The sequence below is a fragment of the Rhodococcus sp. P3_B8 genome, assembly GCF_056402775.1.
The window spans coordinates 21,209-44,283 of record NZ_JBFUGT010000033.1; the positions used below are offsets into that span (position 1 = coordinate 21,209).

A 23,075-nucleotide genomic window follows, 5' to 3' on the forward strand; every position below is an offset into this window, starting at 1 on the left:
GAGAGGACGCCCCCGTGGCCTACAACCTTGCAGACCTCTTCGAGCATTCCGTCGACGCGATGCCGGAACGGGTGGCGCTGATCTGCGGCGCCCGTCGCGTCACCTACCGCGAACTGGAGGACCGCGCCAACAGGCTGGCCCACCACTTCCTGGAGGTCGGGCTGACCGCCGGCTCGCACATCGGCGTGCACCTGCACAACTCCATCGAGACCATGGAGACGTTGCTGGCGGCGTACAAGATTTGTGCGGTCCCGGTCAACATCAACTACCGCTACACCAGCGACGAACTCGCCTACGTCTACGGCAACGCGGAACTCGACGCCGTGGTCCATCATCGGATCTACTCGCCGCGCATCGCGGAGGTCCTGCCCTCGCTGCCGAGGATCCGGCACACCGTTGTCGTCGAGGACGATCTCGGCGGCGCCGGCGTGCCCAGCGACTCGGTGCCGTACGAGGAGGCGCTGTCCGGCAGCGGCGACCGGGACTTCGGTGAACGCAGCTCCGAAGACCTGTTCATCATGTACACCGGCGGCACCACCGGACGTCCCAAGGGGGTCGTGTGGACGCACGAGGCGATCTGGCGCGTCCTCGCGGGCGGTCTCGACTTCTACACCGGTGACGCGATCGAGGACGAGTACCAGCAGTCGCGGGTGGGATCGCAGGGTGAGCCGACCCTGTGGTTCGCGTTGCCGCCGCTGATCCACGCGGCCGCGATGATGCCGACGTTCACCGCGCTGTTCAGCGGAAACACCGTTCTGCTGGAATCGAAGTTCGACGCCCACCGGACGTGGGAACTCGTCGAGCGGCACAAGGTGCAGATCCTCATCATCACCGGCGACGCGATGGGACGGCCGCTGATCGAGGCGCATCAGCCGTCGCGCACCGACACGTCGAGCCTGGGTGTCGTGGCATCCGGGGCCGCGCTGTTCTCACCGGTGATCAAGGACGCCTTCCTCGACGCATTCCCGGGACTGCTGGTGTCCGATTCGATCGGCGCGTCGGAAACAGGCTTCGGCGGAATCGGTTTCGCGACCAAGGGGGAGAAGCAGGTGGGTGGACCCCGGGTGCCCCCTGGCCGGTACGCCCTGGTGATCGACGAGGACGACGTTCCCGTCGAGCCGGGGTCCGGGAAGGACGGCTGGTTCGCGAAGGGCGGATACGTCCCGCTGGGTTACTACAACGACCCGGAGAAGACCCGGGAGATCTTCCGGGAGGTCGACGGGCGACCCGTCGTCGTCACCGGCGACCGCGCGCGGATCGAGGCCGACGGATCGATCACCCTGCTCGGCCGCGGCAACATGGTGATCAACACCGGCGGCGAGAAGGTGTTCGCCGAAGAGGTCGAGAGCACGGTGAAGGCGTACCGAGACGTCTACGACGCCATCGTGGTCGGCGTCCCCGACGAACGGTGGGGGCACCGGGTCTCCGCGGTCGTGCAGGCGCGCGACGGTCGGGGCGTCGACTTCGCCGGACTCGAGGAACACGTGCGGCAGAGCCTGGCCGGCTACAAGATCCCGCGTCTGGTGTGGGTGGAAGACACCGTCCAGCGCACACCGAGCGGCAAGCCCGACTACCGCTGGGCTCAGGGCGTCACCAAACAGCGCGACCCCGACCACCGCACGTGAGTGGCGAAGTGTGCTCCCGCACGCTTCGCCACTCACGTACGGGTCAGGCGGGAGCGCGGACGACCAGGACCGTTCCCGGGAACTCCGCGGCAAGCTCCTGACGGCTGTGCTTCACGGCCGCGGTGCCGTAGCCCTTCTTCCGGGCGTCGGGGGCGATCCAGATGGCCACGTCGACCTCGCGTCCCGACAGTTCACCGAACACCATGCCGACGGCCGTGTTCTCCGCGGTGTCCTCACACACGAACCATGCGGCGGACTCGTCGTCGACACGGCTCAGGCCTTCCGTGCGTTCCTTCTCGACCCGCTCCGCGGACCACTGTGTGCCCGCGTCGTCGACCTGCTCGCCGCAGCGGCGCCGGAACAGTTCGGCGTCTTCCTCGGTTTCGGTGAACGGACGGAGGCGGAAGTTTCGCCCGGTGCTCGCCGGCCGGTCCGTCGACGTCCATTCGAGGGTGGCGTCGAGGTCCTTCAGTTCGGTCTGGATGCGGAGCCGTTCGACCTTGGTGAGGCGGCGGAACGTCAGGTTGAGGACGGCTTCCGCGTACGCCTCCGAGGTGTCGAGGAGCCCGGCGACGGTGGTGAGGGCCTCGGCGTGATCCTCGCTGTCGACGATGGCGTCGAGCACCTCGTGACGCTGCTCGAGCGCACGCAGCAGGACCGCGGTGAGCTCTCGACGGTCGTGTATCCGATCTTGAACCTGTGTACTCATGTCTGCAATTCCTCGCCCTCGGCCGTCGTACAAGTCCGTACGCGTCAATACTGCAAGAAGTCCCCCGACATGGCACCCRTTACTCGGCGGTACATACAAACGCTATCGAGGAGTGCAGACCACGACGGGGATCGTGCGGTCGGTCCAGGCCTGGTAGTTGTCGAAATCCGGATACATGGCGACGAGCCGCGGCCACAGGCGCGCGCGTTCCTCGGGGTCCGCCACGTGGGCGGACATCGGCCGCACCCGCGACTTCACCTGGACGGTCACCTCGGGGTTCGCGCGCAGGTTGAGATACCACATCGGGTGCTTCGGGAGGCCACCCTGGGAGGCGACGAGGATGATGCGGTCGCCGTCCTCGAGGAACAGCAGCGGGCTGATCCGCGGCTCGCCGCTCTTCCGTCCGGTGGTGGTGAGCAGGCAGACGGGCAACCCTCGGGGGAAGGCGCTGCCCACCCGCCACTTGCTGCCCAGTCGCCCGCCCGTCCGCCGGTACAGCACGACGTTGATCTTCGACATCCACTTGATGAAGGAGACCGTCCACTTCGAGTCGAGGCCGGGCGGTCGGGCGGGGGCGGGTGCATTCATCGGCAGATCCTAGATCCGCTCGATGATGGTGCCGGTGGCGAGCGCGCCGCCGGCACACATCGTGATCAGTGCCGTCGACCCGTCGGTGCGCTCGAGTTCGTGCAGCGCGGTGGTGATGAGTCGAGAGCCGGTGCTGCCCACGGGATGTCCGAGTGCGAGCGCGCCGCCGTTGACGTTGACCCTGTCCATGTCGGGCTCGTGCACCGACGCCCACGACAGCAGCACCGAGGCGAACGCCTCGTTCACCTCGAACAGGTCGAGGTCGCCGATCTTCATGCCGCTGCGTTCGAGGACGCGCGCCGTGGCCTGGACGGGTCCGTCGAGGTGGAATTCGGGTTCGGAGCCGACGAGCGCCTGGGAGATGATGCGGGCCCGGGGCTTCAGACCGAGGGCGCGCGCCCTGGATTCGTCCATCAGCATGACGGCGGCGGCGCCGTCGGAGATCTGCGAGGACGTGCCCGCCGTGTGGATGCCGCCCTCGAGTACGGGCTTCAGCTTGGCGAGCGACTCCGCGGTGGTATCGCGCAGACCCTGATCGCGCGTCACGACCCGGGTCTCACCGGTGAGGTTGCCGTCCTTGTCGACGACGGGTGCGGTCACCTGCAGCACTTCCCGGTCGAAACGCCCTTCGTCCCAGGCCTGCTTGGCGCGTGCCTGCGAGCGGACTCCGAGCGCCTCGACGTCGGCGCGGGTGATTCCGCGGCGACGGGCGATGCGCTCGGCGGCCTCGAACTGGTTGGGCATGTCGATGTCCCAGTCGGCGGGCCTGCGCGGTCCGGCGTTCTCGCCGACGTTCGCGCCGAGCGGCACCTGGCTCATCGCTTCGATGCCGCAGGCGATTCCGATGTCGATCGCGTCGGTGGCGATCAGACCGGCGATGAGGTGGTTGGCCTGCTGCGCGGAGCCGCATTGGCAGTCGATCGTGGTGGCGCCGACCTGCCAGGGCAGTCCGGCATGCAGCCACGCGGTCCGGGTGATGTTGTTCGACTGCGCACCGGCCTGGGTGACGCAACCACCGATGACCTGCTCCACCAGTTCGGGGTCGATGCCGGAGCGGTCGAGGATGCCCCGCTGAGCGGCGCCGAGGATCTCGGCGGCGTGCAATCCGGACAGCCAGCCACCGCGCTTTCCGATCGGGGTGCGTACTGCCTCGACGATTACTGGTGTGCCCACGGTGGGCTCCTTTCCTTGTCCTCAGAAAATAGAACAGGTTCTGCTATCCGGGCAAGGTCTGAATGAGCTTTCCTTTGCTAGTCGCCCGGCTTGTGCTTCAATGCTAGTAGAACGTGTTCCACATCACGGAGTGGTGTATGGCTTAGGGCAGGAGACAGCAGTGGCGCAGCCCAATCTTCCAGAGGGTTTCGACTTCACCGACCCGGACATCTACGCAGAGCGCATCCCCTACCAGGAATTCGCCGAACTGCGGAAGACTGCCCCGATCTGGTGGAACCCGCAGCCGCCGGAGATCGGTGGCTTCCACGACGACGGCTACTGGGTCGTCAGCAAGCTCGAGGACGTCAAGGAGGTGTCGCGGCGCAGCGACGTCTTCTCCACACACGAGAACACCGCGATCGTGCGCTTCGCCGACGACATTCCGCGCGAGAACATCGAGATGCAGCGCTTCATCCTCATCAACAAGGACGCTCCCGAGCACACCAAGCTCCGCAAACTCGTCTCCCGCGGCTTCACGCCCCGTGCGATCAACAGCCTGCGCGAAGAACTCACCGAACGCGCCGAGAAGATCGTGAAGGAGGCCGCCGAATCGGGGGCCGGCGACTTCGTCACCCAGGTGGCGTGTGAACTTCCGCTGCAGGCGATCGCCGAACTGCTCGGTGTGCCGCAGGAGGATCGCCTGAAGGTCTTCGACTGGTCGAACCAGATGACGGGCTACGACGACCCCGAACTGGACATCGACCCGCAGGCCGCGTCGATGGAGATACTCGGCTACGCGTACCAGATGGCGGACGAGCGCAAGAAGTGCCCCGCCGACGACATCGTCACGACGCTGATCGAAGCGGACATCGATGGAAATGAGCTGTCTCCCGAGGAATTCGGTTTCTTCGTGATCCTGCTGGCGGTCGCCGGCAACGAGACCACCCGCAATGCCATCACACACGGCATGATGGCGTTCCTGGACCATCCCGATCAGTGGGAGCTCTACAAGAAGGAGCGCCCCAAGACGACGGCGGACGAGATCGTCCGGTGGGCGACCCCGGTCAACTCGTTCCAGCGCACCGCACTGGAAGACACCGAACTCGGCGGAGTGCAGATCAAGAAGGGCCAGCGAGTCGTAATGCTGTACGGCTCCGCGAACTTCGACGAGGACGCGTTCGAGAACCCGGAGAAGTTCGACATCATGCGGGAGAACAACCCGCACGTCGGATTCGGTGGAACGGGCGCCCACTTCTGCCTCGGCGCCAACCTGGCGCGCCTCGAGATCGATCTGATCTTCAACGCGATTGCGGATCACCTGCCCGATATCAGTAAGCTGGGAGATCCGCGGCGGTTGCGCTCGGGCTGGCTCAACGGTATCAAGGAGTTTCAGGTCGATTACAAGACTGCGTCAGGCGGTTGCCCGGTCAGACACTGACCTCCTGATTCAGCGGCGTCGGAGGGCACCCTCATCCTCTCCGACGCCGCTGTTCTCTTTCGCCGGCGTGGTGTCCGAGGGAAAGCGGGAGCCACCATGACTGTGCAGTCCGACGTCGAAGAGGCGGGCGCCGTCTTCTCGGAGCCAGGAGACCCGACCGTCACCGCTGCCCTCGGCGCATTCCTCCGTCGCCTGGACTCCGCGCCCCGCCTCCTCGGGTTCGGCGAGCCCATGCACGGGGAGGAGAGTTTTCTGCTGCTCCGCAATCAGATGTTCCGGTTCCTGGTCGAACACGCGGGCTATCGCTCCATCGCGATCGAAAGCAGTTGCCTGAAGGGGATACTGGTCGACTCCTTCGTGCGGGGTGCGGGCCGCCTGCCGCTCGACGACGTCATGGAGCACGGTTTCAGCCACGGCTTCGGTGAGTCCAGGGCGAACCGCGACCTGGTCGGATGGATGGCCGAATACAACCGTCGGCACGAGCCGGGCGAGCAACTAAGGTTCTTCGGATTCGACGGCCCCATGGAGATGACGTCCGCGGACAGCCCGAGGCAGGCCCTGACCTTCCTCGACACCTACCTGCGGACCCACCTCGGCGAGGAGGACCTGCCCTGCACTCCGGACAGGATTTCCGCACTGATCGGCGACGACGACCGCTGGAGCAACCCGGCCGTCGCCATGGACCCGACCCAGGCCGTCGGTGCCACCCCCGAGGCCGTCGAGTTACGTCTCATCGCCGACGACCTGATGACGCTACTCGCGTCGCAGGCGCCTCACCTCGTCGCCGAAGGCACGCGGGACGAATTGTGGGAGGCCGAGCTTCACGGTCGCGTCGCCACCCGCCTGCTCAGCTATCACGCAGGAATGGCGGAGAACTCTCCACGCCGCATCACGAGGCTCCTGGGAATCCGCGACACTCTCATGGCGGACAACCTGTCCGCGCTGGTGCAGCGGGAGGCCGATCGAGGCCCGACATTCGTCTTCGCTCACAACGGCCACCTGCTGAAAGGTGAAACCCACTGGGATCTCGCCGGACTGCATCTGCACTGGTGGTGCGCCGGCGCGCACCTGGGTGTGCGGCTCGGCGCCGCCTACGCGGTCATCGGTGGGGCCGTGGGGCAGGCGCCCGGCCACGGCATCGGACAGCCGCCACCCGACACCGTCGAGGGCCGGCTCTTCGCCGTCGGGGAGAGCTGTCTCGTGCCTGCCGCGCCGGTGGCCCGCAGGACCGGAGATGTGGAGAAGCGTGCCGATCCGTCGGGCAACTCCACGTACTTCCCGCTGGACCCCGCCGGCCTCGGCGAACTCGACGCGATCCTCTTCGTCCGGCACATCGACGCCGCCGGCACGTGAGCCGGGCGCTCAGACCTTGCGCAGTGTCTTCATCGCCCGCTCGACCTCCCAGAAGGCCCGCAGGGACGTGATCTTGCCGTCCTCGTTCACGCGATAGATGATTACGCACTCGGCGTCGATCTGCGATCCCGCCACCGTGGACCGGATGGTTCCTATGGTCGCGTTCTCGTTCCCGCACACGAGTGAATCGGAGATGAGGAACTCGATCGATTCGGTGGTCGCGATCGTCATGTCGTAGAACCGGGATATCGCGTCGAGGCCGCGGTGACCCTTGCCTTCGGGATCGAAACCCGAAGGGCCGACCGGGTCTTCGACGCATGCGTCCTCGGCGAACAGGGCCAGCCACTCGTCCTTGCGCCTGCCGCTGGCCGCCTCGCGGGAAGCCTGCCCGGCGAGGCGGGCGGGATGGTCCGTCGTCGTCATGTCCACACCCCTATCCGATGTACTGGTCGGCGAACTTGCGCAACGAGTCCTGCTTGGCCTCGAGCGGTCCGTCGAAGCCGATGCCGTCGAAAACCCACGGGACGACGATCGTGTCGGTCACTCCGGCATCCGCCAATTCGGCGTAGCCGTCCTTGCCGAATCGGTCGATGCACACGGTCTGGATCTCGTAGGGCAGATCGGCTCGCCCGTACTCCTCCCGGAGTTCCCGCAATCGCGCGATGACCTGGACGAGATCGTCGAACTTGATCATCGCGGACGTCCAGCCGTCGCCCACCCGGGCGGCGCGTCGCAGCGCTACGTCGGTGTGTCCGCCGACGTAGAACGGCACCGGCTTCGTCGGCGCCGGGCTCATCTGCAGGCGGTCGAAGTCGAAGAACTCGCCGTGGTACTCGACCATGCCGCCGCCGAGGATCAGCTTGATGACGTCGATCATCTCGTCGACGCGCGCGCCGCGCTTCTTGTACGGCACTCCGCACCATTCGAATTCCTCCGGTGCCCAGCCGATCCCGACGCCGAACCCGAAACGGTTGCCGATGAGGTTGGCGACCGAGCCCACCTGGCGGGCGAGGAGTACCGGGTTGCGGGAGCCCAGTTTGAGGACCTGGGTGTAGAACTCGATCTTCGACGTCACCGCGCCCATGGCGGCCGCCGCGATCAGCGGATCCACCCACGGGGTTTCCTCGTTCCACATCCGCGAGCCGTCCGGTGTGTACGGGTAGTCGGCGCTCTGCTTCTCCATGAAGAACAGTGAGTCAGGGAGGGCGATGGACGAGAACCCGCACTCCTCGGCTGTTTTCGCCAGAGCAGGCAGCTGGTCGAGGGGATTCATGGCGATGCCGACGGTGAACTTCATGGTGATGCCCGCTCCTAATTGTTCGGCCGGTCGGAACCGACCACCCACATCGAGAAGTACTGCGAACCGCCGCCGTAGGCGTGGCCGAGTGCCTTGCGTGCGTCCTTCACCTGATGGTCGCCGGCGCGGTGCATGACCTGCATCGCCGACTCGGCGAACCGGATCATGCCCGAGGCGCCGATGGGGTTGGACGACAGGACGCCGCCGGACGCGTTGAGCGGAAGCCGGCCGCCGATCGCTGTCTCGCCGGCCTCGGTGAGTTTCCAGCCCTCACCCTCGGAGACGAAGCCCAGATTCTCGAGCCACATCGGCTCGAACCAGGAGAAGGGGACGTAGATTTCGGCCACGTCGATCTCGTCGAGCGGGTCCTTGATACCCGCGGCCTTCCACAGTGCGGCCGCGGCGTCCCGGCCGGCCTGCGGATTCACCTGGTCGCGTCCCGCGAACGTGGTGGGCTCGGTGCGCATCGCGGTGGCGTGGATCCAGGCCACCTCACGACCGTCCGCAATGACCTGCTCGGCCGCCTCCTCGTTGCCGATCACCATCGCGCAGGCGCCGTCCGAGGACGGACACGTCTCGTCGTAGCGGATGGGATCCCACAGCATCTGAGAGGCCTGTACGGATTCGAGCGTGATGTCGGGTTGCTTGAGGTGGGCGTACGGGTTGAGGCTGCCGTTCAGCCGGTCCTTCACCGCCACCATCGCGCCGATGTGATCGGGTGCGCCCGACCGCCGGATGTACGAGCGGACGTGCGGGGCGAAGTAGCCGCCCGCGCCAGCGCCGACCGGCATGTGGAACGGAATGGGGGTGGACAGCGCCCACATGGCGTTCGACTCGGACTGCTTCTCCCACGCCACCGTCAGCACCCGCTTGTGCACCCCCGACTTCACGAGGCTCGACGCCACCACCGCGGTCGAACCGCCGACCGAGCCTGCGGTGTGCACACGCAGGAGTGGTTTGCCGTTGGCGCCCAGCGCATCCGACATCGCGAGCTCCGGCATCATCGACCCCTCGAAGAGGTCGGGGGCCTTCCCGATCACGACCGCGTCGATGTCGTCCCAGCCCACCCGGGCGTCGTCCATCGCGCGGTCGATCGCCTCGCGAACCAGCCCCGCCATGGACACGTCGTGCCGCTTCGCCACGTAATGCGTCTGACCGGTGCCGAGCACCGCGGCCAATTGATTCGCCATCAGTTGCGTCCCTCCAAGACTGCGACCAGATTCTGTTGCAGCACAGCACCACTCGTAGCATGCGCCAGCGTGCGCCCGGCGTTGCCGTCCATGATGGCCTTGGCTGCGTAACCTATGCGTTCCAGACCCGCCGAGAACATCGGGTTCCCGCTCAGCGGGCCGCCCGACGGGTTGATCGCCGTCGCATCGGACAGTCCGATGGCCTCGCGGAGGATCAGTTCCTGATGGGTGAACGGTCCGTGCAGTTCGGCCACGTCGATTCCGCCGACGTCCCCTCCGGTGGCGGCGCGGGCGGACGCCGTCGTCGACGGCGAGACCGTCAGGTCGCGGGCGCCGAAGTTCGGGGAATCGATCCGATGCTCGATCCCGGTGATCCACGCAGGCCGCTCGCACAGCTCACGGGCACGATCGCCCGCGGCGAGCACGACAGCGGCGGCGCCGTCCGTGATCGGTGCGCAGTCGTGGGCACGCAACGGGTCCGCGACGAACGGGCTGGCGAGCAGCGCGTTGATGTCGACGTGCCCCGACAGCTGGGTGTTCGGATTGCTCTCGGCGGCGGCCCGGCTACGTGCGGCCACGGCCGCCATCTCCTCGGCCGTCCACTTTCCGGCATCGAGTCCGAGGCGGGCCTGCAGTCCGGCCAGCGACACGGAGTCGAGGGCGAGCGGGGTGACCAGGTAGGGGTCGAGTTGCATCGACAGGATCTTGCGGAGGTTGCCCGCCGACGACTTCCCGAAGCCGTAGACGAGGGCGGTGTCGACCTCGCCGGTCATGATCTTGATCCAGGCCTCGTAGAACGCCCACGCCGCATCCATCTCGACGTGCGACTCGTTGATCGGCGGCACCGCACCGATCGAGTCGACGGCGGAGATGAAGGAGAACGAACGGCCGGCCAGGTAGTCCGACGACCCGGAACACCAGAAGCCGATGTCGGACTTGGTGATTCCGAGCTCCTCGTACAGCTGCTGGAAGCAGGGAACCAGCATCTCGACGCCGTTGGTGGTGCCGGTGGTCTCGCGCACGTGAGGTGCGTGCGCGAACCCGACGACTGCGATATCTGTCATTGTGCCGCGCCCTTACAGGTGGTGTTTGTAGGTGTCGTACTCGGCGTCGGGCTCACCCGTCGGCCTGAAGTACTCGATGTTCTCGAGGGTGTAACCCCACTCCTCGCGCGGCTTCCACTTGGCCTCCACGCGCATGCCCATCCGCACGTCGGCGGCGTCGCAGTCGAGGATCAGATGCAGGAACGCGATGTCCGCGCCGTCGAGCAGCACGTAGGCGGCGACGTACGGCGGCTTGATCCGCTGTCCGAGGAACGGGACGTTCACGATGCAGAACGTGGTGACGATGCCCCTGTCCGGCAGTTCCACCTGCTCCTTCGTCGGGATGCCGTCGGTGGGGTTGGCGCTGCGCGGCGGGATGTACACCTTGCCGTCCGGTCCGGTGCGACCACCGATCAGCTTGCCCGCCTTCAACCCTCGGAGGTAGTAGCTCTCCTCGGCGGAGGCGGAGTGCATGTAGTCGAGATCGATCGGCGTCGTGACCATCGTGACCGGTTCCGACTCCGCGGACGGGCCGGGCTCGCCCGTCGACTCCCCGGGCTCGAAGCACACGATGTCCTGGATGCGCCCGACCCGCTCCTGCGCCCACCGTGCCCGGACCCGCATACCCGTGCTCATTGCGGCGGGGGAGCCGACGTCCACGGCGTGCACCAGGGACGTGTCGGCGCCGTCCAGCGTGATCAGCGCCCACGCGAACGGCGTGGTGAGTGGCTGTCCGGCAATCGGTTCCGGCATCCACGTCCAGCTCACCACGGTCCCGGCGTCGGAGACCCCGACGAAGTCGGTGAGAGGTTCGGCGGTGTTCGGGTCGAATTCGGGCGGTGGCACGTAGACGCGTCCGTCCGAGCCGCGGGCGCCGATGACCTTGCGGTCGCGCAGCGCGGTCACGAAGGCTCCGATGGTCGGACCCACCGATCGGGTGTAGTCGAATTGAAGTTTCAGCGGGGCGCTCAACGGTTCGTTCGAGAATTTTTCGGCCACCGCGCTCTTTCCCATGCTCACAACTTCGAGTAGAACAGGTTCTAGTGTTTGTGGCAAGGGTCACTTCTGACGACGGTCGATGTGGAGGCACACGATGAAGCTCGGGTTGCAACTGGGATACTGGGGCGCACAGCCGCCGGCGAATGTCCCGGAGTTGATCGCCGCGGCCGAAGCCGAGGGATTCGACGCCGTCTTCGCTGCCGAATCGTGGGGATCCGACGCCTTCACCCCCCTCGCCTGGTGGGGTTCGAGCACCGAACGCGTCCGTCTGGGCACGTCCGTCGTGCAGATCTCCGCGCGCACACCCACCAGCACCGCCATGCACGCACTCACCCTCGACCACCTCAGCGGCGGCCGGGCGATCCTCGGGCTCGGCGTGTCCGGGCCGCAGGTCGTCGAAGGGTGGTACGGGCAGCCGTTCACGAAGCCGCTCGCCCGCACCCGCGAATACGTCTCCATCATCCGGAAAGTCCTGTCGCGGGAGGAACCCGTCACCAGCGATGGCCCGCACTTCCCGCTGCCCTACACCGGGCTCGGCAGCACCGGACTCGGGAAACCGCTCAAGCCGATCACCCACCCGCTCCGTGCCGACATCCCCATCTGGCTCGGCGCCGAAGGTCCGAAGAACGTCGCGCTCACCGCCGAGATCGCCGACGGCTGGCTCGCCATCTACTACTCGCCGCGCCTCGCACCCATGTACAACGAATGGCTCGACGAGGGTTTCGCCCGCCCCGGCGCCCGTCGCAGCCGCGAAGACTTCGAAGTCGCGGCCACCTGTCAGGTGATCGTCACCGACGACCGCGCCGCCGCCATCGCCGGACTCAAACCGATCACCGCCCTGTACGTCGGCGGCATGGGTGCCCCCGAACTCAACTTCCACGCCCAGGTCTACACCCGCATGGGCTACGGCGAGCAGGTCGAGGAAATCGGGCGCCTCTTCCGCGCCGGCCGCAAAGACGAAGCGGCCGCCGTCGTCCCCGACGAGATGGTCACCGAGACCATGATCATCGGCAACGTCGACGAAGTCCGCGCCGACGTCAAACGCTGGGCCGACGCCGGCGTCACCATGCTCCTCGTCTCCTGCCGCGACGCCGACCACGTCCGCGAACTGTCCGCGGCGGTCCTCGGCTGACCTCCCCCTTCCTCCTCCCGCCGCTCCCTTTCCTCCTCCCGCCGCTCCCTTCCGGACGAACGGGACGCTCGTTGCGTCAGATCGAACGAGCGTCCCGTTCGTTCGAGGGGGGAAGGTGAGTTATCCACAGGCGCGCAGATTCGGCCTGTCGTGACGGGCGGACCGCTGGCAGCATGAGCTGATGCGACGGGGGATTTGGGGACAGCGGCCGGAGTTGCTCGATCAGGTGGGAGTGGCCGGCGTCGTCCGGGCGTCGGACCTGGAACGTCTCGGTCTGGCTCGATCGACGATCTCTGCGCGATGCCGGTCCGGTGGGCCGTGGCAGCGGCTTCTGCCGGGAATCGTTCTACTCCAGAACGGGCAGCCGTCGTTCCAGCACCGAGTGCTCGCAGCACGTCTGTTCTGCGGTCGCGACTCGCTCGTCACAGGACGCTCGGCACTGCGGTGCCACGGCTTCGGGAGCTACTCCGGTGACGTGGACGTGCTCGTCGCAGTCGATCGCCGCGTGCAGTCGACGGGCTTCGTCAAGGTCGAGCGCACGTCGCGCATGCCCGACGCCGACGTGCGCGGAGATGTCGCGTGCGCACCGTTGCCGAGGGCACTGCTCGACGCGGCGCGCAGGTGCACGACCGTCGACGCGGCGCGGGCAACGATCGCGGAAGTCGTCCAGCGCGGAGCGGTCACCGCGGAAGAACTCGTCGTCGAACTCGAGGCGGGCAGTGGTCGCGGATCCGCGATCCCCCGGATCGTGCTGCGGGAAATGACGGCCAACGTCCACTCCGTCTCCGAGGCGCATGCGCGTCGGTTGTGGCTGCGCAGTGGGCTTCCCGAGATGATGTTCAACAGGAAGATCGCCGATGTCGGCGGACGGTTCATCGCGATGCCGGACGGTTGGATCGACGAGGTCGCGTTCGCCTGGGACATCGACTCGCTCGATTGGCACCTTGCGCCTCAGCAGTACAAGCACACGGTGGAGCGTCGGACGCGGATGCAGAACGCCGGCATCATCGTGCTGCCGACACTGCCGAGCGCTGTTCGTGATCAGCCGGAGCGGGTGATCGCCGACCTCCGGGCCCACTTCGAGCTCGCCGCGTCGCGTCCGAGGCCGAATGTTCGGATGCTGCCCTAGCCGCGCCTAGCCGCGCCTAGCCGGGCCTGGACGAACGGGACGCTCGTTCGATCTGACGCAACGAGCGTCCCGTTCGTCCGGAAAGGGGAGGGGACCGCCCGGGGTCAGCGGCCCTCGAATTTCGGCGCGCGCTTTTCGGAGAAGGCGCGGGGGCCTTCCTTCGCGTCGGCGCTCTTGAAGACCTCGGTGCCGAGGGCGGCGTCGACTTGAAATGCCTCCTCCTCGTGCATGCCTTCGGTGTCCCGGATGGTCTTCAGGATCGCCTGGACGGCGAGGGGTCCGTTGGCGGAGATGAGGTCGGCGAGTTCGAGGGCCTTGTCGAGGGCCTGACCGTCGGGGACGACGTGTCCAATGAGGCCGATCTCCTTGGCCTCGGGGGCCTTGATGTGACGTCCGGTCAGCAGGATCTCCGCGGCGACGGTGTACGGGATCTGCCGGACGAGGCGCACGGCGGAGCCGCCGAGGGGGAAGAGCCCCCATTTGGCTTCGGAGACACCGAATTTGGCGCTCTCCCCGGCGACCCGGATGTCGGTGCCCTGCAGGATTTCGGTGCCGCCGGCGATGGCGGGACCCTCGACTGCGGCGATGAGGGGCTTGGTGAGGCGCCGTCCCTTGAGGAGCGCCTCGATCTTTGACAGGTCCCAGTCGCCGCCCGAGAACGAGTCGCCGGGGTGCTGTGACGTCATGGCCTTGAGGTCGGCGCCCGCGCAGAATGCGCCGCCTGCGCCGGTGAGGATGGCGACCCGGATGTCCGGGTCGGAGTCGACCTGATCCCACGCGTCCCGCATGATCGCCATCATTTCGCCGGACAGCGCGTTCTTCGCCTCGGGGCGGTTCATCGTGACGATGAGGACGTGCCCGCGCTTCTCCACGAGGCAGTGCGGCGACTGTGCCGAAATGTCGGATTTCTCGGTCGTTGTAGAGGACACTGAAGTCTCCCGAAGGGTGTGTGAGCTGGCTCTCAAATTGGGTCTTGCCAGAAACGGTAACACGTTCTACTTTGTTGACGTGGCCCTTAATATCGCAGACCTCGTAGAGCATGCAATCGACCTCGTTCCGGACCGCGTCGCGTTGGTGTCCGACGACCGGGAAGTGACGTACGCGCAGATGGAGGAGAGGGCCAATCGCCTCGGCCACTACCTGCGCGAACAGGGTGTCCAGCCCGGCGACAAAGTGGGCATCTACTGCCGGAACACGATCGAGGCGATCGAGGCCATGGTGGCGGTCTTCAAGATCCGTGCCGTGATGGTGAACGTCAACTACCGGTACATCGAGAACGAGTTGCAATACATCTTCGACAATTCGGACATGGTCGCGCTCGTTCACGAGCGCCGCTACTCCGACAAGGTGGCGAACGTGCTCCCCGAGACGCCGCTCCTGAAGACCACCGTCGTGGTCGAGGACGGCACCGATCTCGACTACGAGGGCATCGAATACGAGGCCGCACTGGCGCAGGGTTCCCCCGACCGCGACTTCGGCGAGCGCACTGGCGACGACCTGTACATGCTCTACACCGGTGGCACCACCGGCAAACCCAAGGGCGTCATGTGGCGTCACGAGGACGTCTGGCGGGTGCTCGGCGGCGGCATCAACTTCATGACCGGTGAATACGTCGAGGACGAGTGGGACCTCGCGAAGCTGGGCGCCGAGAGCCCCGGCATGACCCGCTTCCCGATCCCGCCGATGATCCACGGCGGCAGCCAGTGGGCGGTGTTCCAGAGTCTGTTCGGCGGCGGAAAGTGCGTGATGCACCCCGAATTCGACGGCCACGACGTGTGGCGGATCGTCGATCAGCACAAGGTCAACCTCATCTTCATCACCGGCGACGCGATGGCACGACCGATGCTCGACGCGCTGGTGGAGGGCGACAAGGCGAGCGGCGAACCCTACGACCTGTCCTCGCTGTTCTTGATGGCGAGTTCGGCGGCGCTGTTCTCGCCCAGCATCAAGGAGAAGTACCTCGAACTGCTGCCCAACCGGATGATCACCGACTCCATCGGTTCGTCCGAGACCGGTTTCGGCGGCCTCAGCGTGGTCGCGAAGGGTGACTCGCACGGCGGCGGCCCGACGGTGAAGATCGACGCGTCCACCTCCGTCCTCGGCGAGGACGGCAACCCGGTCGAACCCGGCTCCGGCGTGATCGGCATCCTGGCGCGCAAGGGGCACATCCCCATCGGCTACTACAAGGACGAAGAGAAGACCAAAGCCACGTTCAAGGAGATCAACGGCATCCGCTACTCCATCCCCGGCGACTTCGCGCAGGTGGAGGCGGACGGCACGGTGACGATGCTCGGCCGCGGGTCGGTGTCCATCAACAGCGGCGGCGAGAAGATCTTCCCCGAGGAGGTCGAGGGCGCGCTCAAGTCGCATCCCGACGTGTTCGACGCCATCGTGGTCGGCATCCCCGACGAACGGTTCGGCCAGCGCGTCGCCGCCGTCATCCAGGCCCGAGGCGGGGCGCGCCCGAGCCTGCACGAGATCGCCGACGCGGCACGCAAGGAGATTGCCGGATACAAGGTTCCGCGCAGCCTCTGGTTCGTCGACGAGATCAAGCGCTCGCCGGCGGGTAAGCCCGACTACCGCTGGGCCAAGGAACAGACCGAGACCCGACCGGCCGACGACCACAACGGCAACGGCTCGCCCGAAAGCAAAGGCGCGTAAATGCACACCAGTTTGAGCGAGAAGTTCGGCATCGAGTACCCGGTCTTCGGGTTCACTCCCTCCGAGCACGTGGCTGCGGCGATCTCCCGGGCCGGCGGTCTGGGTGTGCTCGGTTGCGTCCGGTTCAACGACCCCGAGGAACTCGAGGCCGTCCTGTCGTGGATGGACGAGAACACCGACGGCAAGCCGTACGGTGTCGACATCGTGATGCCTGCGAAGGTTCCCACCGAGGGCACGTCGGTGGACCTCGAGTCGCTGATCCCCGCGGAACACCGCGCGTTCGTCGACCGGACCCTGGCCGAGCTGGGGGTGCCGCCATTGGATTCGGGCGCCGAACACGCGACCGGTGTGCTCGGCTGGCTGCACTCGGTGGCGCGCTCGCATGTGGACGTCGCCCTGAATCATCGAATTGCGTTGATCGCCAACGCCCTCGGTTCGCCGCCGAAGGATGTCATCGACCAGGCCCACGAGAAGGGCGTTCCGGTGGCCGCGCTGGCCGGCGCCGTGGAGCACGCGCGCAGGCACGTCGCGAACGGTGTCGACATCGTCATCGCGCAGGGGTACGAGGCCGGTGGGCACACCGGTGAGATCGCGTCGATGGTGCTGGTTCCCGAGATCGTCGATGCCATCGGTGATTCCGCCGCGGTCCTCGCGGCCGGCGGTATCGGCAGCGGACGTCAGGTCGCCGCTGCGCTGTCGCTGGGGGCGGCGGGGGTGTGGATGGGGTCGTACTGGCTCACCACCTCCGAGTACAAACTCGGCAGCGCGTCATCCGAGGGGCCGTCGGCGATCCAGCGCGCCCTGCTCGGTGCGACGTCCGCCGACACGGTGCGGTCCCGGATCTACTCGGGTAAGCCCGCGCGCCTGCTCAAGACCAAGTGGACCGACGCCTGGTCGAAGCCGGATGCACCGGCGCCGCTGCCGATGCCGCTGCAGAATCTGCTGGTCAGCGAGGCACATCAGCGGATCGCCGCGTCGGAGAACCCGGATGTCGTCGCGATGCCGGTGGGACAGATCGTCGGCCGGATGAACGAGATCCGTCCGGTGGCCGAGGTGATGGACGAACTCGTCAAGGGCTTCGACTCGGCGGTGTCCCGCCTCGACAGCTTCCGATAGCCGATGTGAGTGGCAAAGTATGCGTCAGCACACTTTGCCACTCACCTGGGGGAGTAGCCGGTTCCCTCGCGGACCCACACTGGATCGGTGCACTCGGCGGCCTCGGCGCTCAACACGCGGGTGAGGACCTTGAACGTGGCGGTCCGCGGGAACTCGGCACACACCCGGATCAGACTCGGGCGTTGCTTCGGACCAAGGTCGGACTGCGCGTCGAGGAAGCTCGTGAAGGCCACGGGATCGAAGTCACGCGTCGGGACGACGGCCGCCATCACCCGGTCCCCGACGTCGGGATCGGGCACCGCGTACACCGACACCTGGGCGAAGCCGTCGTACCGCATCAGGATGCGTTCGATGGGCGCCGAACCGATGTTCTCGCCGTCGACGCGCAACCATCCGGAACTACGTCCCGCGAAGTACACGAACCCGTCGGCGTCCCGGTACGCGAGGTCGCCGCTCCAGTACTTGCCGTCGCGGATCCGCTCGGCGTCGGCCTCGGGATTGTTGTAGTAGCCCGCGAACGCCCCCGATCCCGCGACGTTGACGAGTTCGCCGGTCGCGGCCTCGGCATTGAGCACCCGGCCGGCGGAATCGAATTCGGCCGGGGGACAGGGCCTGCCGGTCTCGGGGTCGAGGATCGCGATGCCCTCGGGGAGCTTGCCGAGGGAGCCTGCCGGCGCCTCGGGGCCGCCGGAGATGGCGACACCGCCCTCGGTGGAGCCGAATCCGTCGACCACCGCGGTGCCGAAGCGGCGCGAGAACGCCGCGACCGCGGGCGCGGACCCCTCGTTGCCGTACATCACCCGCAACGTGTTGTCGGCGTCGTCGGACATTTCCGGGGTAGCCAGCACATACGACAGCGGCTTTCCGACGTAGTTGGCGTACGTGACGCCGAATTTCCGCACGTCGGACAGGAAGTTCGACGCGGAGAACTTGCGGCGCAGCGCAATCGAGCTGTGTCCCGCGAGCGCCACGGACCACGCCGCCATCATGGCGTTGGAATGGAACATGGGCATCGACATGTAGACGACGTCGTCCGGGGTCAGGCCGAAGCGTTCGGCGAGCATGATGCCGGGGCCGGTGATCTTCGCGTGGGTGCAGCGCACCGCCTTCGGATCGCCGCTCGTGCCCGACGTGAAGATGAGCATGAACAGGTCTTCGGCCGCGGCGGCCCTCGGCGTGAATTCGGGGCGCTCGCCGGCGAGCAGGGCATACCAGTCCGGTGAATCCACGTCGACGACGGGAACGCAGGGGTCGAGACCGTCCAGCAGCGCGGACCGCCCGGATTCGGTGAAGACCACCTGGCAGTCGGCCAGCGCGATGTCGCGGGCCAGTGCCGCCCCGCGTCGAGTGGTGTTGAGCCCCACGAGGACGGCGCCGGACAGCGCCGCCGCTCCGGCGAGGAGCGAGAACTCGGGGACGTTGTCCATCAGCACACCGAAGTGCCGGGGCCGCTGTGCATCGAGCAGGTCGTCGAGGACAGCCGCGCGCCGCAGGCTCGCGCGTACGTGTTCGGACCACGACAGGAACCGGTCCTCGAAGTACAGGCCCTGCGCGTCGGATTCTGCGACGCCCAGGAGCAGGTCCGATACCGTGCGCGCAAGTGTGGCGGTCATGCCGGGACGGTGGCCAGTTCGGCGCCGAGGATCCGCAACTGCTGCGTGGCCGAACCGAGCCGGAATTCGAGTGCCTTGGCCGCGAGGAAGTACCGATGCACGGGGTGGTCCTCGTCGAGTCCGACGCCACCGTGGACGTGGACGAGGGTATGGGCCACCCGGTGTCCGGCGTCGGACGCCCAGAAGTTGGCGGTCTGGATGTCGCCTTCGCTGGGCAGGCCCTCGCTGAGCCGCCACGCCGCCTGCCACAGCGTGAGCCGGACGCCCTTCACGTCGATGTAGCCGTCGGCGAGTCGCTGGGCCACGGCCTGGAAACTGCCGATGGGCCGACCGAACTGCACCCGCTCGCGGGCGTAGGCCGCAGTGAGTTTGAGGGCTTCGTCGAGGACGCCGTACTGGTACGCGCAGGCGCCGAGCGAGCCGCGCTCGACGAGCCAGTCCACGATCTCGCCGCCCTGGTCGGCGGCGCCGAGCACGCGGTCCTCGGCCAGCGACACTCCGTGGAGGGTCACCTCACCGGTGCTGGCCAGGTCGACGGTCTGCTGGCGGGTGACGGTCACTCCGGCGTCGTCGGGGCGGACGAGGAAGACGGCTACACCGTCCGGGGTAGTTGCCGGGACCAGGAAGAGGTCGGCGGACGGCGCCGCGTCGACGACGATCTTGGTGCCGTCGAGGGTCCAGCCGTCCGCGCCGCGTTCGGCACGCGTGACGGGCGCACCCGGAGTGTCGTTGAGTTCCTCGTCGAGGGCGACGGTGAGGATCTTCTCTCCACACGCGGCCGGAGTACCCCAGTCGGACCGCTGCTGCTCGGTCCCGTATTTCGCGATCGCGCCTGCCGCCATCACGATCGACGACAGATAGGGCACCGGCGCGACGGCGCGGCCCAGTTCGACGAGGATGCTGCACTGCTCGAGGACGCCGAAACCGTCGCCGCCCACCGACTCCGGCAGCGCGGCGCTCAGGACACCGGACGACGCGAGCGCGGACCACAGGCGGCGATCGAGGCGGTCCTCCGCGTTGTCGAGTTCGCGCAGCCGGTCGTTGGTGACGAGGTCCGAGACGATTCCTCGGGTGAGGCCGGCCAGGTCCTGCTGGGCCTCGGTGGGGGTGAAGTCCATTGTCGTAGTCCTAACGCTTCGCGGGGGGCAGGCCGAGGGCGGTCATGGCGATGATGTCGCGCTGCACCTCGTTGGTTCCGCCGCCGAAGGTGAGGATCAGTGACGACCGGTGCATCCGTTCGAGTCGCCCGCGGAGCAGGACACCGGGGGAGTTCTGCCGCAGCGTGGCCGAAGGCCCGAGGATCTCCATCAGCAGCCGGTACGCCTCCGTGGCGAACTCCGTGCCGTAGACCTTGTTGGCCGACGCCGCCTCCGGGCCCGGCGCGTGGTCGGTGGACGAGGCGATCTCCCAGTTCATCAACTTGAGGTACTCGGCCTTGGCGTGGACCCGGGCCAGATTGATCTGCACCCATTCCTGGTCGATGACGCGGCGCCCGTCCGGCAACTTGGTGTTCTGCGCCCATTCGCGCACTTCACGCTGGGCGGTGAGGACCGGCCCGGCGGAGGTCAGGGCGACGCGCTCGTGGTTGAGCTGATTGGTGATCAGTGCCCAGCCGCCGTGTTCGGGGCCGACCAGCGCGGACGACGGAACCCGAACGTCCTGGTAGTAGGTGGCGCTCGTGTCCGGACCCGCCATCGTGTGGACCGGGGTGTACGAGAAGCCTTCGGCGGTGGTCGGGACGATCAGCATGCTGATGCCCTTGTGCTTCTTGGCTTCGGGATCGGTGCGGCACGCCAGCCACACGTAATCGGCGTAGGCGATCAGGCTCGTCCACATCTTCTGGCCGTTGATGACGTAGTCGTCGCCGTCCTTGACGGCGGTGGTCCGGAGGCTGGCGAGGTCGGTGCCCGCTTCGGGCTCGGAGTAGCCGATGGAGAAGTGCAGTTCGCCGGCCGAGATCTTGGGCAGGAAGAACGCCTTCTGCTCGGGGGTGCCGAAGTGCATGATCGTCGGCGCCACCGAGTTGATGGTGAGGAAGGGGACCGGGGCGCCGGCGATGGCGGCCTCGTCCGTGAAGATCAGCTGCTCCATGGCCGACCGTTCCTGGCCGCCGTACTCCTTGGGCCACCCGAGCGTCAGCCAGCCGTCCTTGCCCATCTGAGCGACGACGTCGCGGTAGACGTTGCCCTCGCCGTATTCGCCGGTGGTGGCGGCCAGTGCCTCTCGACGCTCCGGCGTCATCAGCTTCGCGAAGTACGCGCGCAGCTCTTCCCGCAGCTGCTGCTGCTGCGGTGTGTAGGTGATGTGCATCGAAATACCTCTCCAGTCCGAGAGCGGAAGCAGCTGAAATCTGGCACAGGTTCCAGTCTCTGCGGTGCATTCGCGGAGTCGGCCCCGGCCGGCCCCGGAGCGTGCCCGGTAGGCGTGCTCGCAGTCGTGGAACGAATCATTGCACACGACTGGAACAGGTTCTAGTGTTATCGCAGGAACGGAGTGCGCCGCAGCCCGGCGGCACCCGGATCCGCGAGTGACGAGACGAGGAGAAGTGAGGGTTGCCATGGAGGTCAGAGTCGATTTCGACCGTTGCGAGGCCAATGGTGTGTGCGTGGGGATCGCACCCGACATCTTCGAGCTCGACGACGACGATCAGCTGCACATTTCGAGTGCCGTTCCTCCCGCTGACCGGGAGGAAGACGTGCGTACGGCGATCGCCCAGTGTCCGAGGGCCGCGCTCACTGAGCACCCCTGAGGATTGTTGCCCGGAATGAGAACACGTTCTACAGTGACGTCGACCTACCGCCGTGTCGTGGTTCGCGACCTGCGGCGAGTGCACAGAACCAGGAGAGCGTGTTCATGAATGCTGTGGCTGACCGCGATGTGAACGTGGACGGCAAGGTCGCCGTCGTGACCGGCGCCGGATCCGGCCTCGGGAAGTACGAGGCGATCGCACTGGCCCGCGCGGGTGCGTCCGTCGTCGTCAACGACCTGGTTGCGAACGACGCCGTGGAGGCCACGCTCGAGGAGATCCGGGGCCTGGGCGCGAAGGTCGAGTTCGTGGCCGGCGACATCGGGGAACGGTCCACCGCCGACGCGATCATGGAGGCGGCGCAGAGCCGGCTCGGCAGCCTCGACATCCTGGTGAACAATGCGGGCATCACGCGGGATCGCATGCTGTTCAACATGTCCGACGAGGACTGGGACCTGGTGCTGAAGGTTCATCTGCGCGGCCACTTCCTGCTGTGCCGCGCAGCCGCGTCGTACTGGCGGGGCAAGTCCAAGGAGGCCGGTGCGYCTGTATACGGGCGCATCGTCAACACCTCGTCCGAGGCGGGACTGCTCGGCCCCGAGGGGCAGGCGAACTACGGCGCCGCCAAAGCAGGCATCACGGCGCTCACGCTGTCGGTGGCCCGTGGGCTGTCCCGGTACGGCGTCCGAGCCAACGCGATCTGCCCCCGCGCCCGCACGTCGATGACGGAGAACGTCTTCGGAGAGGCGCCGGCCGAGGGGGTCGACCCGTTGTCGCCCGAGCATGTGGCCGCGCTCGTCGCGTATCTCGCATCGCCCGCCGCCGACTCCGTGAACGGCCAGGTCTTCGTCGTCTACGGCCCGATGGTGGCGTTGATGGCGGCACCGGTCGTGGAGCGGCGTTTCGACGCCGCGGACGGTCGGTGGACACCCGGCGCGCTCGCGGCGGAGCTCGGGAACTACTTCGGGGATCGGGATCCTGCCGCGATGTTCTCGGCCTCCGCGGCGCTACGCGAACTGGGCTGATCTGCGTCCTGGGGCCGAAGAACCGACACGAAGGTTGTTTCCGTATCGTTTCCGCAGGTAATGCCCCCGCGATGGGCGATACTGAAGGCAACTGAAGAGCGGCGGAACGGGGGGCCGGGTGACCGTGGAGGGTGTTCGAGTGGTGTGCCGGATATGACTAGATCGTGTTCTAGTTCTGCTGTCGTCGAGCAGTTCGATCGAGCGTGCCCAGCTGGTCCGGGGCCGGCCTCCTCACGCGGTCGCCCGGAACCGAGGTCGG

Annotated in this window: 21 protein-coding genes; 9 read left to right on the forward strand and 12 right to left on the reverse strand. The window is 67.1% G+C overall.

Going from position 1 to position 23,075, the window contains the following annotated elements:
* Positions 1 to 14: 14 nt before the first annotated feature.
* Positions 15 to 1,625, forward strand: a complete 1,611-nt coding sequence (locus tag AC1D1G_RS14690) for an acyl-CoA synthetase (RefSeq protein WP_477952637.1) — start codon at positions 15 to 17, stop codon at positions 1,623 to 1,625.
* A 43-nt stretch (positions 1,626 to 1,668) separates the two neighbouring features.
* Here AC1D1G_RS14690 and AC1D1G_RS14695 read toward each other — a convergent pair whose 3' ends face one another.
* The 3 genes from AC1D1G_RS14695 to AC1D1G_RS14705 form a co-directional block, all read right to left on the reverse strand.
* The gene (locus AC1D1G_RS14695) at positions 1,669 to 2,334 is read right to left on the reverse strand and encodes a GNAT family N-acetyltransferase (protein WP_317569827.1); all 666 of its coding nucleotides are present in this window, start codon (positions 2,332 to 2,334) and stop codon (positions 1,669 to 1,671) included.
* 102 nt (positions 2,335 to 2,436) lie between these two features.
* Positions 2,437 to 2,922, reverse strand: coding sequence for a nitroreductase family deazaflavin-dependent oxidoreductase (locus tag AC1D1G_RS14700; protein WP_283330540.1), 486 nt, complete (start codon positions 2,920 to 2,922; stop codon positions 2,437 to 2,439).
* A 9-nt stretch (positions 2,923 to 2,931) separates the two neighbouring features.
* Positions 2,932 to 4,095, reverse strand: coding sequence for a steroid 3-ketoacyl-CoA thiolase (locus AC1D1G_RS14705; protein WP_317569829.1), 1,164 nt, complete (start codon positions 4,093 to 4,095; stop codon positions 2,932 to 2,934).
* A 160-nt stretch (positions 4,096 to 4,255) separates the two neighbouring features.
* Here AC1D1G_RS14705 and AC1D1G_RS14710 point away from each other — a divergent pair, with 160 nt between their 5' ends.
* Entirely contained in the window at positions 4,256 to 5,512 is a 1,257-nt protein-coding gene (locus tag AC1D1G_RS14710; RefSeq protein WP_105412819.1) for a cytochrome P450, read from the forward strand.
* 96 nt (positions 5,513 to 5,608) lie between these two features.
* Positions 5,609 to 6,865 (forward strand): erythromycin esterase family protein, encoded by a 1,257-nt coding sequence (locus AC1D1G_RS14715; protein ID WP_477952638.1) that lies wholly within the window; start codon positions 5,609 to 5,611, stop codon positions 6,863 to 6,865.
* A gap of 9 nt (positions 6,866 to 6,874) precedes the next feature.
* Here the strand turns inward: AC1D1G_RS14715 and AC1D1G_RS14720 are convergent, their stop codons facing one another.
* From AC1D1G_RS14720 to AC1D1G_RS14740, 5 genes are read right to left on the reverse strand one after another with little or no spacing between them, the layout of a single operon-like run.
* The gene (locus AC1D1G_RS14720) at positions 6,875 to 7,288 is read right to left on the reverse strand and encodes a nuclear transport factor 2 family protein (RefSeq protein ID WP_477952639.1); all 414 of its coding nucleotides are present in this window, start codon (positions 7,286 to 7,288) and stop codon (positions 6,875 to 6,877) included.
* Between the two features lie 10 nt (positions 7,289 to 7,298).
* A complete protein-coding gene (locus AC1D1G_RS14725; protein ID WP_283330544.1) occupies positions 7,299 to 8,162 on the reverse strand; it encodes a TIGR03619 family F420-dependent LLM class oxidoreductase in 864 nt (287 codons plus the stop codon).
* Positions 8,163 to 8,176: 14 nt separating this feature from the next.
* The gene (locus tag AC1D1G_RS14730) at positions 8,177 to 9,352 is read right to left on the reverse strand and encodes a thiolase domain-containing protein (protein ID WP_283330545.1); all 1,176 of its coding nucleotides are present in this window, start codon (positions 9,350 to 9,352) and stop codon (positions 8,177 to 8,179) included.
* Positions 9,352 to 10,416: a thiolase domain-containing protein gene (locus AC1D1G_RS14735; RefSeq protein WP_005563778.1), complete on the reverse strand. Its 1,065-nt coding sequence runs from the start codon at positions 10,414 to 10,416 to the stop codon at positions 9,352 to 9,354. Before AC1D1G_RS14735 ends, AC1D1G_RS14730 begins: the two co-directional genes overlap by 1 nt.
* 12 nt (positions 10,417 to 10,428) lie before the next feature.
* Complete coding sequence (locus AC1D1G_RS14740) at positions 10,429 to 11,409, reverse strand: Zn-ribbon domain-containing OB-fold protein (protein WP_283353003.1); 981 nt, start codon at positions 11,407 to 11,409, stop codon at positions 10,429 to 10,431.
* Positions 11,410 to 11,488: 79 nt separating this feature from the next.
* On the opposite strand from AC1D1G_RS14740, the gene AC1D1G_RS14745 reads away from it, so the two are divergent.
* Positions 11,489 to 12,526 carry an LLM class F420-dependent oxidoreductase gene (locus AC1D1G_RS14745; RefSeq protein ID WP_477952642.1) on the forward strand — a complete coding sequence of 346 codons (1,038 nt, stop codon included), beginning with the start codon at positions 11,489 to 11,491 and terminating at the stop codon, positions 12,524 to 12,526.
* 181 nt (positions 12,527 to 12,707) lie between these two features.
* On the forward strand, positions 12,708 to 13,655 hold the full coding sequence (locus tag AC1D1G_RS14750; protein WP_280778866.1) for a hypothetical protein: 948 nt from the start codon (positions 12,708 to 12,710) through the stop codon (positions 13,653 to 13,655).
* A gap of 104 nt (positions 13,656 to 13,759) precedes the next feature.
* Here the strand turns inward: AC1D1G_RS14750 and AC1D1G_RS14755 are convergent, their stop codons facing one another.
* Positions 13,760 to 14,584 (reverse strand): crotonase/enoyl-CoA hydratase family protein, encoded by an 825-nt coding sequence (locus AC1D1G_RS14755; RefSeq protein WP_477952643.1) that lies wholly within the window; start codon positions 14,582 to 14,584, stop codon positions 13,760 to 13,762.
* A 79-nt stretch (positions 14,585 to 14,663) separates the two neighbouring features.
* Between AC1D1G_RS14755 and AC1D1G_RS14760 the strand changes: the two genes are divergently transcribed.
* Both AC1D1G_RS14760 and AC1D1G_RS14765 read left to right on the forward strand, forming a co-directional pair.
* Positions 14,664 to 16,316 (forward strand): acyl-CoA synthetase, encoded by a 1,653-nt coding sequence (locus tag AC1D1G_RS14760; protein WP_280778865.1) that lies wholly within the window; start codon positions 14,664 to 14,666, stop codon positions 16,314 to 16,316.
* Positions 16,317 to 17,432 carry an NAD(P)H-dependent flavin oxidoreductase gene (locus tag AC1D1G_RS14765; protein WP_005262901.1) on the forward strand — a complete coding sequence of 372 codons (1,116 nt, stop codon included), beginning with the start codon at positions 16,317 to 16,319 and terminating at the stop codon, positions 17,430 to 17,432.
* A gap of 41 nt (positions 17,433 to 17,473) precedes the next feature.
* On the opposite strand, the gene AC1D1G_RS14770 is transcribed toward AC1D1G_RS14765, so the two are convergent.
* From AC1D1G_RS14770 to AC1D1G_RS14780, 3 genes are read right to left on the reverse strand one after another with little or no spacing between them, the layout of a single operon-like run.
* On the reverse strand, positions 17,474 to 19,045 hold the full coding sequence (locus AC1D1G_RS14770) for a long-chain-fatty-acid--CoA ligase (RefSeq protein ID WP_477952644.1): 1,572 nt from the start codon (positions 19,043 to 19,045) through the stop codon (positions 17,474 to 17,476).
* Positions 19,042 to 20,163 carry an acyl-CoA dehydrogenase family protein gene (locus tag AC1D1G_RS14775; protein ID WP_477952645.1) on the reverse strand — a complete coding sequence of 374 codons (1,122 nt, stop codon included), beginning with the start codon at positions 20,161 to 20,163 and terminating at the stop codon, positions 19,042 to 19,044. Before AC1D1G_RS14775 ends, AC1D1G_RS14770 begins: the two co-directional genes overlap by 4 nt.
* Positions 20,164 to 20,173: 10 nt before the next feature.
* Positions 20,174 to 21,355, reverse strand: coding sequence for an acyl-CoA dehydrogenase family protein (locus AC1D1G_RS14780; protein WP_005244551.1), 1,182 nt, complete (start codon positions 21,353 to 21,355; stop codon positions 20,174 to 20,176).
* A 247-nt stretch (positions 21,356 to 21,602) separates the two neighbouring features.
* On the opposite strand from AC1D1G_RS14780, the gene AC1D1G_RS14785 reads away from it, so the two are divergent.
* Both AC1D1G_RS14785 and AC1D1G_RS14790 read left to right on the forward strand, forming a co-directional pair.
* Positions 21,603 to 21,794 carry a ferredoxin gene (locus AC1D1G_RS14785; RefSeq protein ID WP_005262894.1) on the forward strand — a complete coding sequence of 64 codons (192 nt, stop codon included), beginning with the start codon at positions 21,603 to 21,605 and terminating at the stop codon, positions 21,792 to 21,794.
* Positions 21,795 to 21,898: 104 nt separating this feature from the next.
* Entirely contained in the window at positions 21,899 to 22,816 is a 918-nt protein-coding gene (locus AC1D1G_RS14790; RefSeq protein WP_477952647.1) for a 3-oxoacyl-ACP reductase, read from the forward strand.
* Positions 22,817 to 23,075 lie beyond the last annotated feature (259 nt).

Coding starts and splice junctions, on each gene's coding strand:
- AC1D1G_RS14695 (WP_317569827.1), bottom strand. CDS start 2,334: ATGAGTACACAGGTTCAAGATCGGATACACGACCGTCGAGAGCTCACC.
- AC1D1G_RS14700 (WP_283330540.1), bottom strand. CDS start 2,922: ATGAATGCACCCGCCCCCGCCCGACCGCCCGGCCTCGACTCGAAGTGG.
- AC1D1G_RS14715 (WP_477952638.1), top strand. CDS start 5,609: ATGACTGTGCAGTCCGACGTCGAAGAGGCGGGCGCCGTCTTCTCGGAG.
- AC1D1G_RS14720 (WP_477952639.1), bottom strand. CDS start 7,288: ATGACGACGACGGACCATCCCGCCCGCCTCGCCGGGCAGGCTTCCCGC.
- AC1D1G_RS14725 (WP_283330544.1), bottom strand. CDS start 8,162: ATGAAGTTCACCGTCGGCATCGCCATGAATCCCCTCGACCAGCTGCCT.
- AC1D1G_RS14730 (WP_283330545.1), bottom strand. CDS start 9,352: ATGGCGAATCAATTGGCCGCGGTGCTCGGCACCGGTCAGACGCATTAC.
- AC1D1G_RS14735 (WP_005563778.1), bottom strand. CDS start 10,416: ATGACAGATATCGCAGTCGTCGGGTTCGCGCACGCACCTCACGTGCGC.
- AC1D1G_RS14740 (WP_283353003.1), bottom strand. CDS start 11,409: ATGGGAAAGAGCGCGGTGGCCGAAAAATTCTCGAACGAACCGTTGAGC.
- AC1D1G_RS14745 (WP_477952642.1), top strand. CDS start 11,489: ATGAAGCTCGGGTTGCAACTGGGATACTGGGGCGCACAGCCGCCGGCG.
- AC1D1G_RS14750 (WP_280778866.1), top strand. CDS start 12,708: ATGCGACGGGGGATTTGGGGACAGCGGCCGGAGTTGCTCGATCAGGTG.
- AC1D1G_RS14765 (WP_005262901.1), top strand. CDS start 16,317: ATGCACACCAGTTTGAGCGAGAAGTTCGGCATCGAGTACCCGGTCTTC.
- AC1D1G_RS14770 (WP_477952644.1), bottom strand. CDS start 19,045: ATGACCGCCACACTTGCGCGCACGGTATCGGACCTGCTCCTGGGCGTC.
- AC1D1G_RS14775 (WP_477952645.1), bottom strand. CDS start 20,163: ATGGACTTCACCCCCACCGAGGCCCAGCAGGACCTGGCCGGCCTCACC.
- AC1D1G_RS14780 (WP_005244551.1), bottom strand. CDS start 21,355: ATGCACATCACCTACACACCGCAGCAGCAGCAGCTGCGGGAAGAGCTG.
- AC1D1G_RS14785 (WP_005262894.1), top strand. CDS start 21,603: ATGGAGGTCAGAGTCGATTTCGACCGTTGCGAGGCCAATGGTGTGTGC.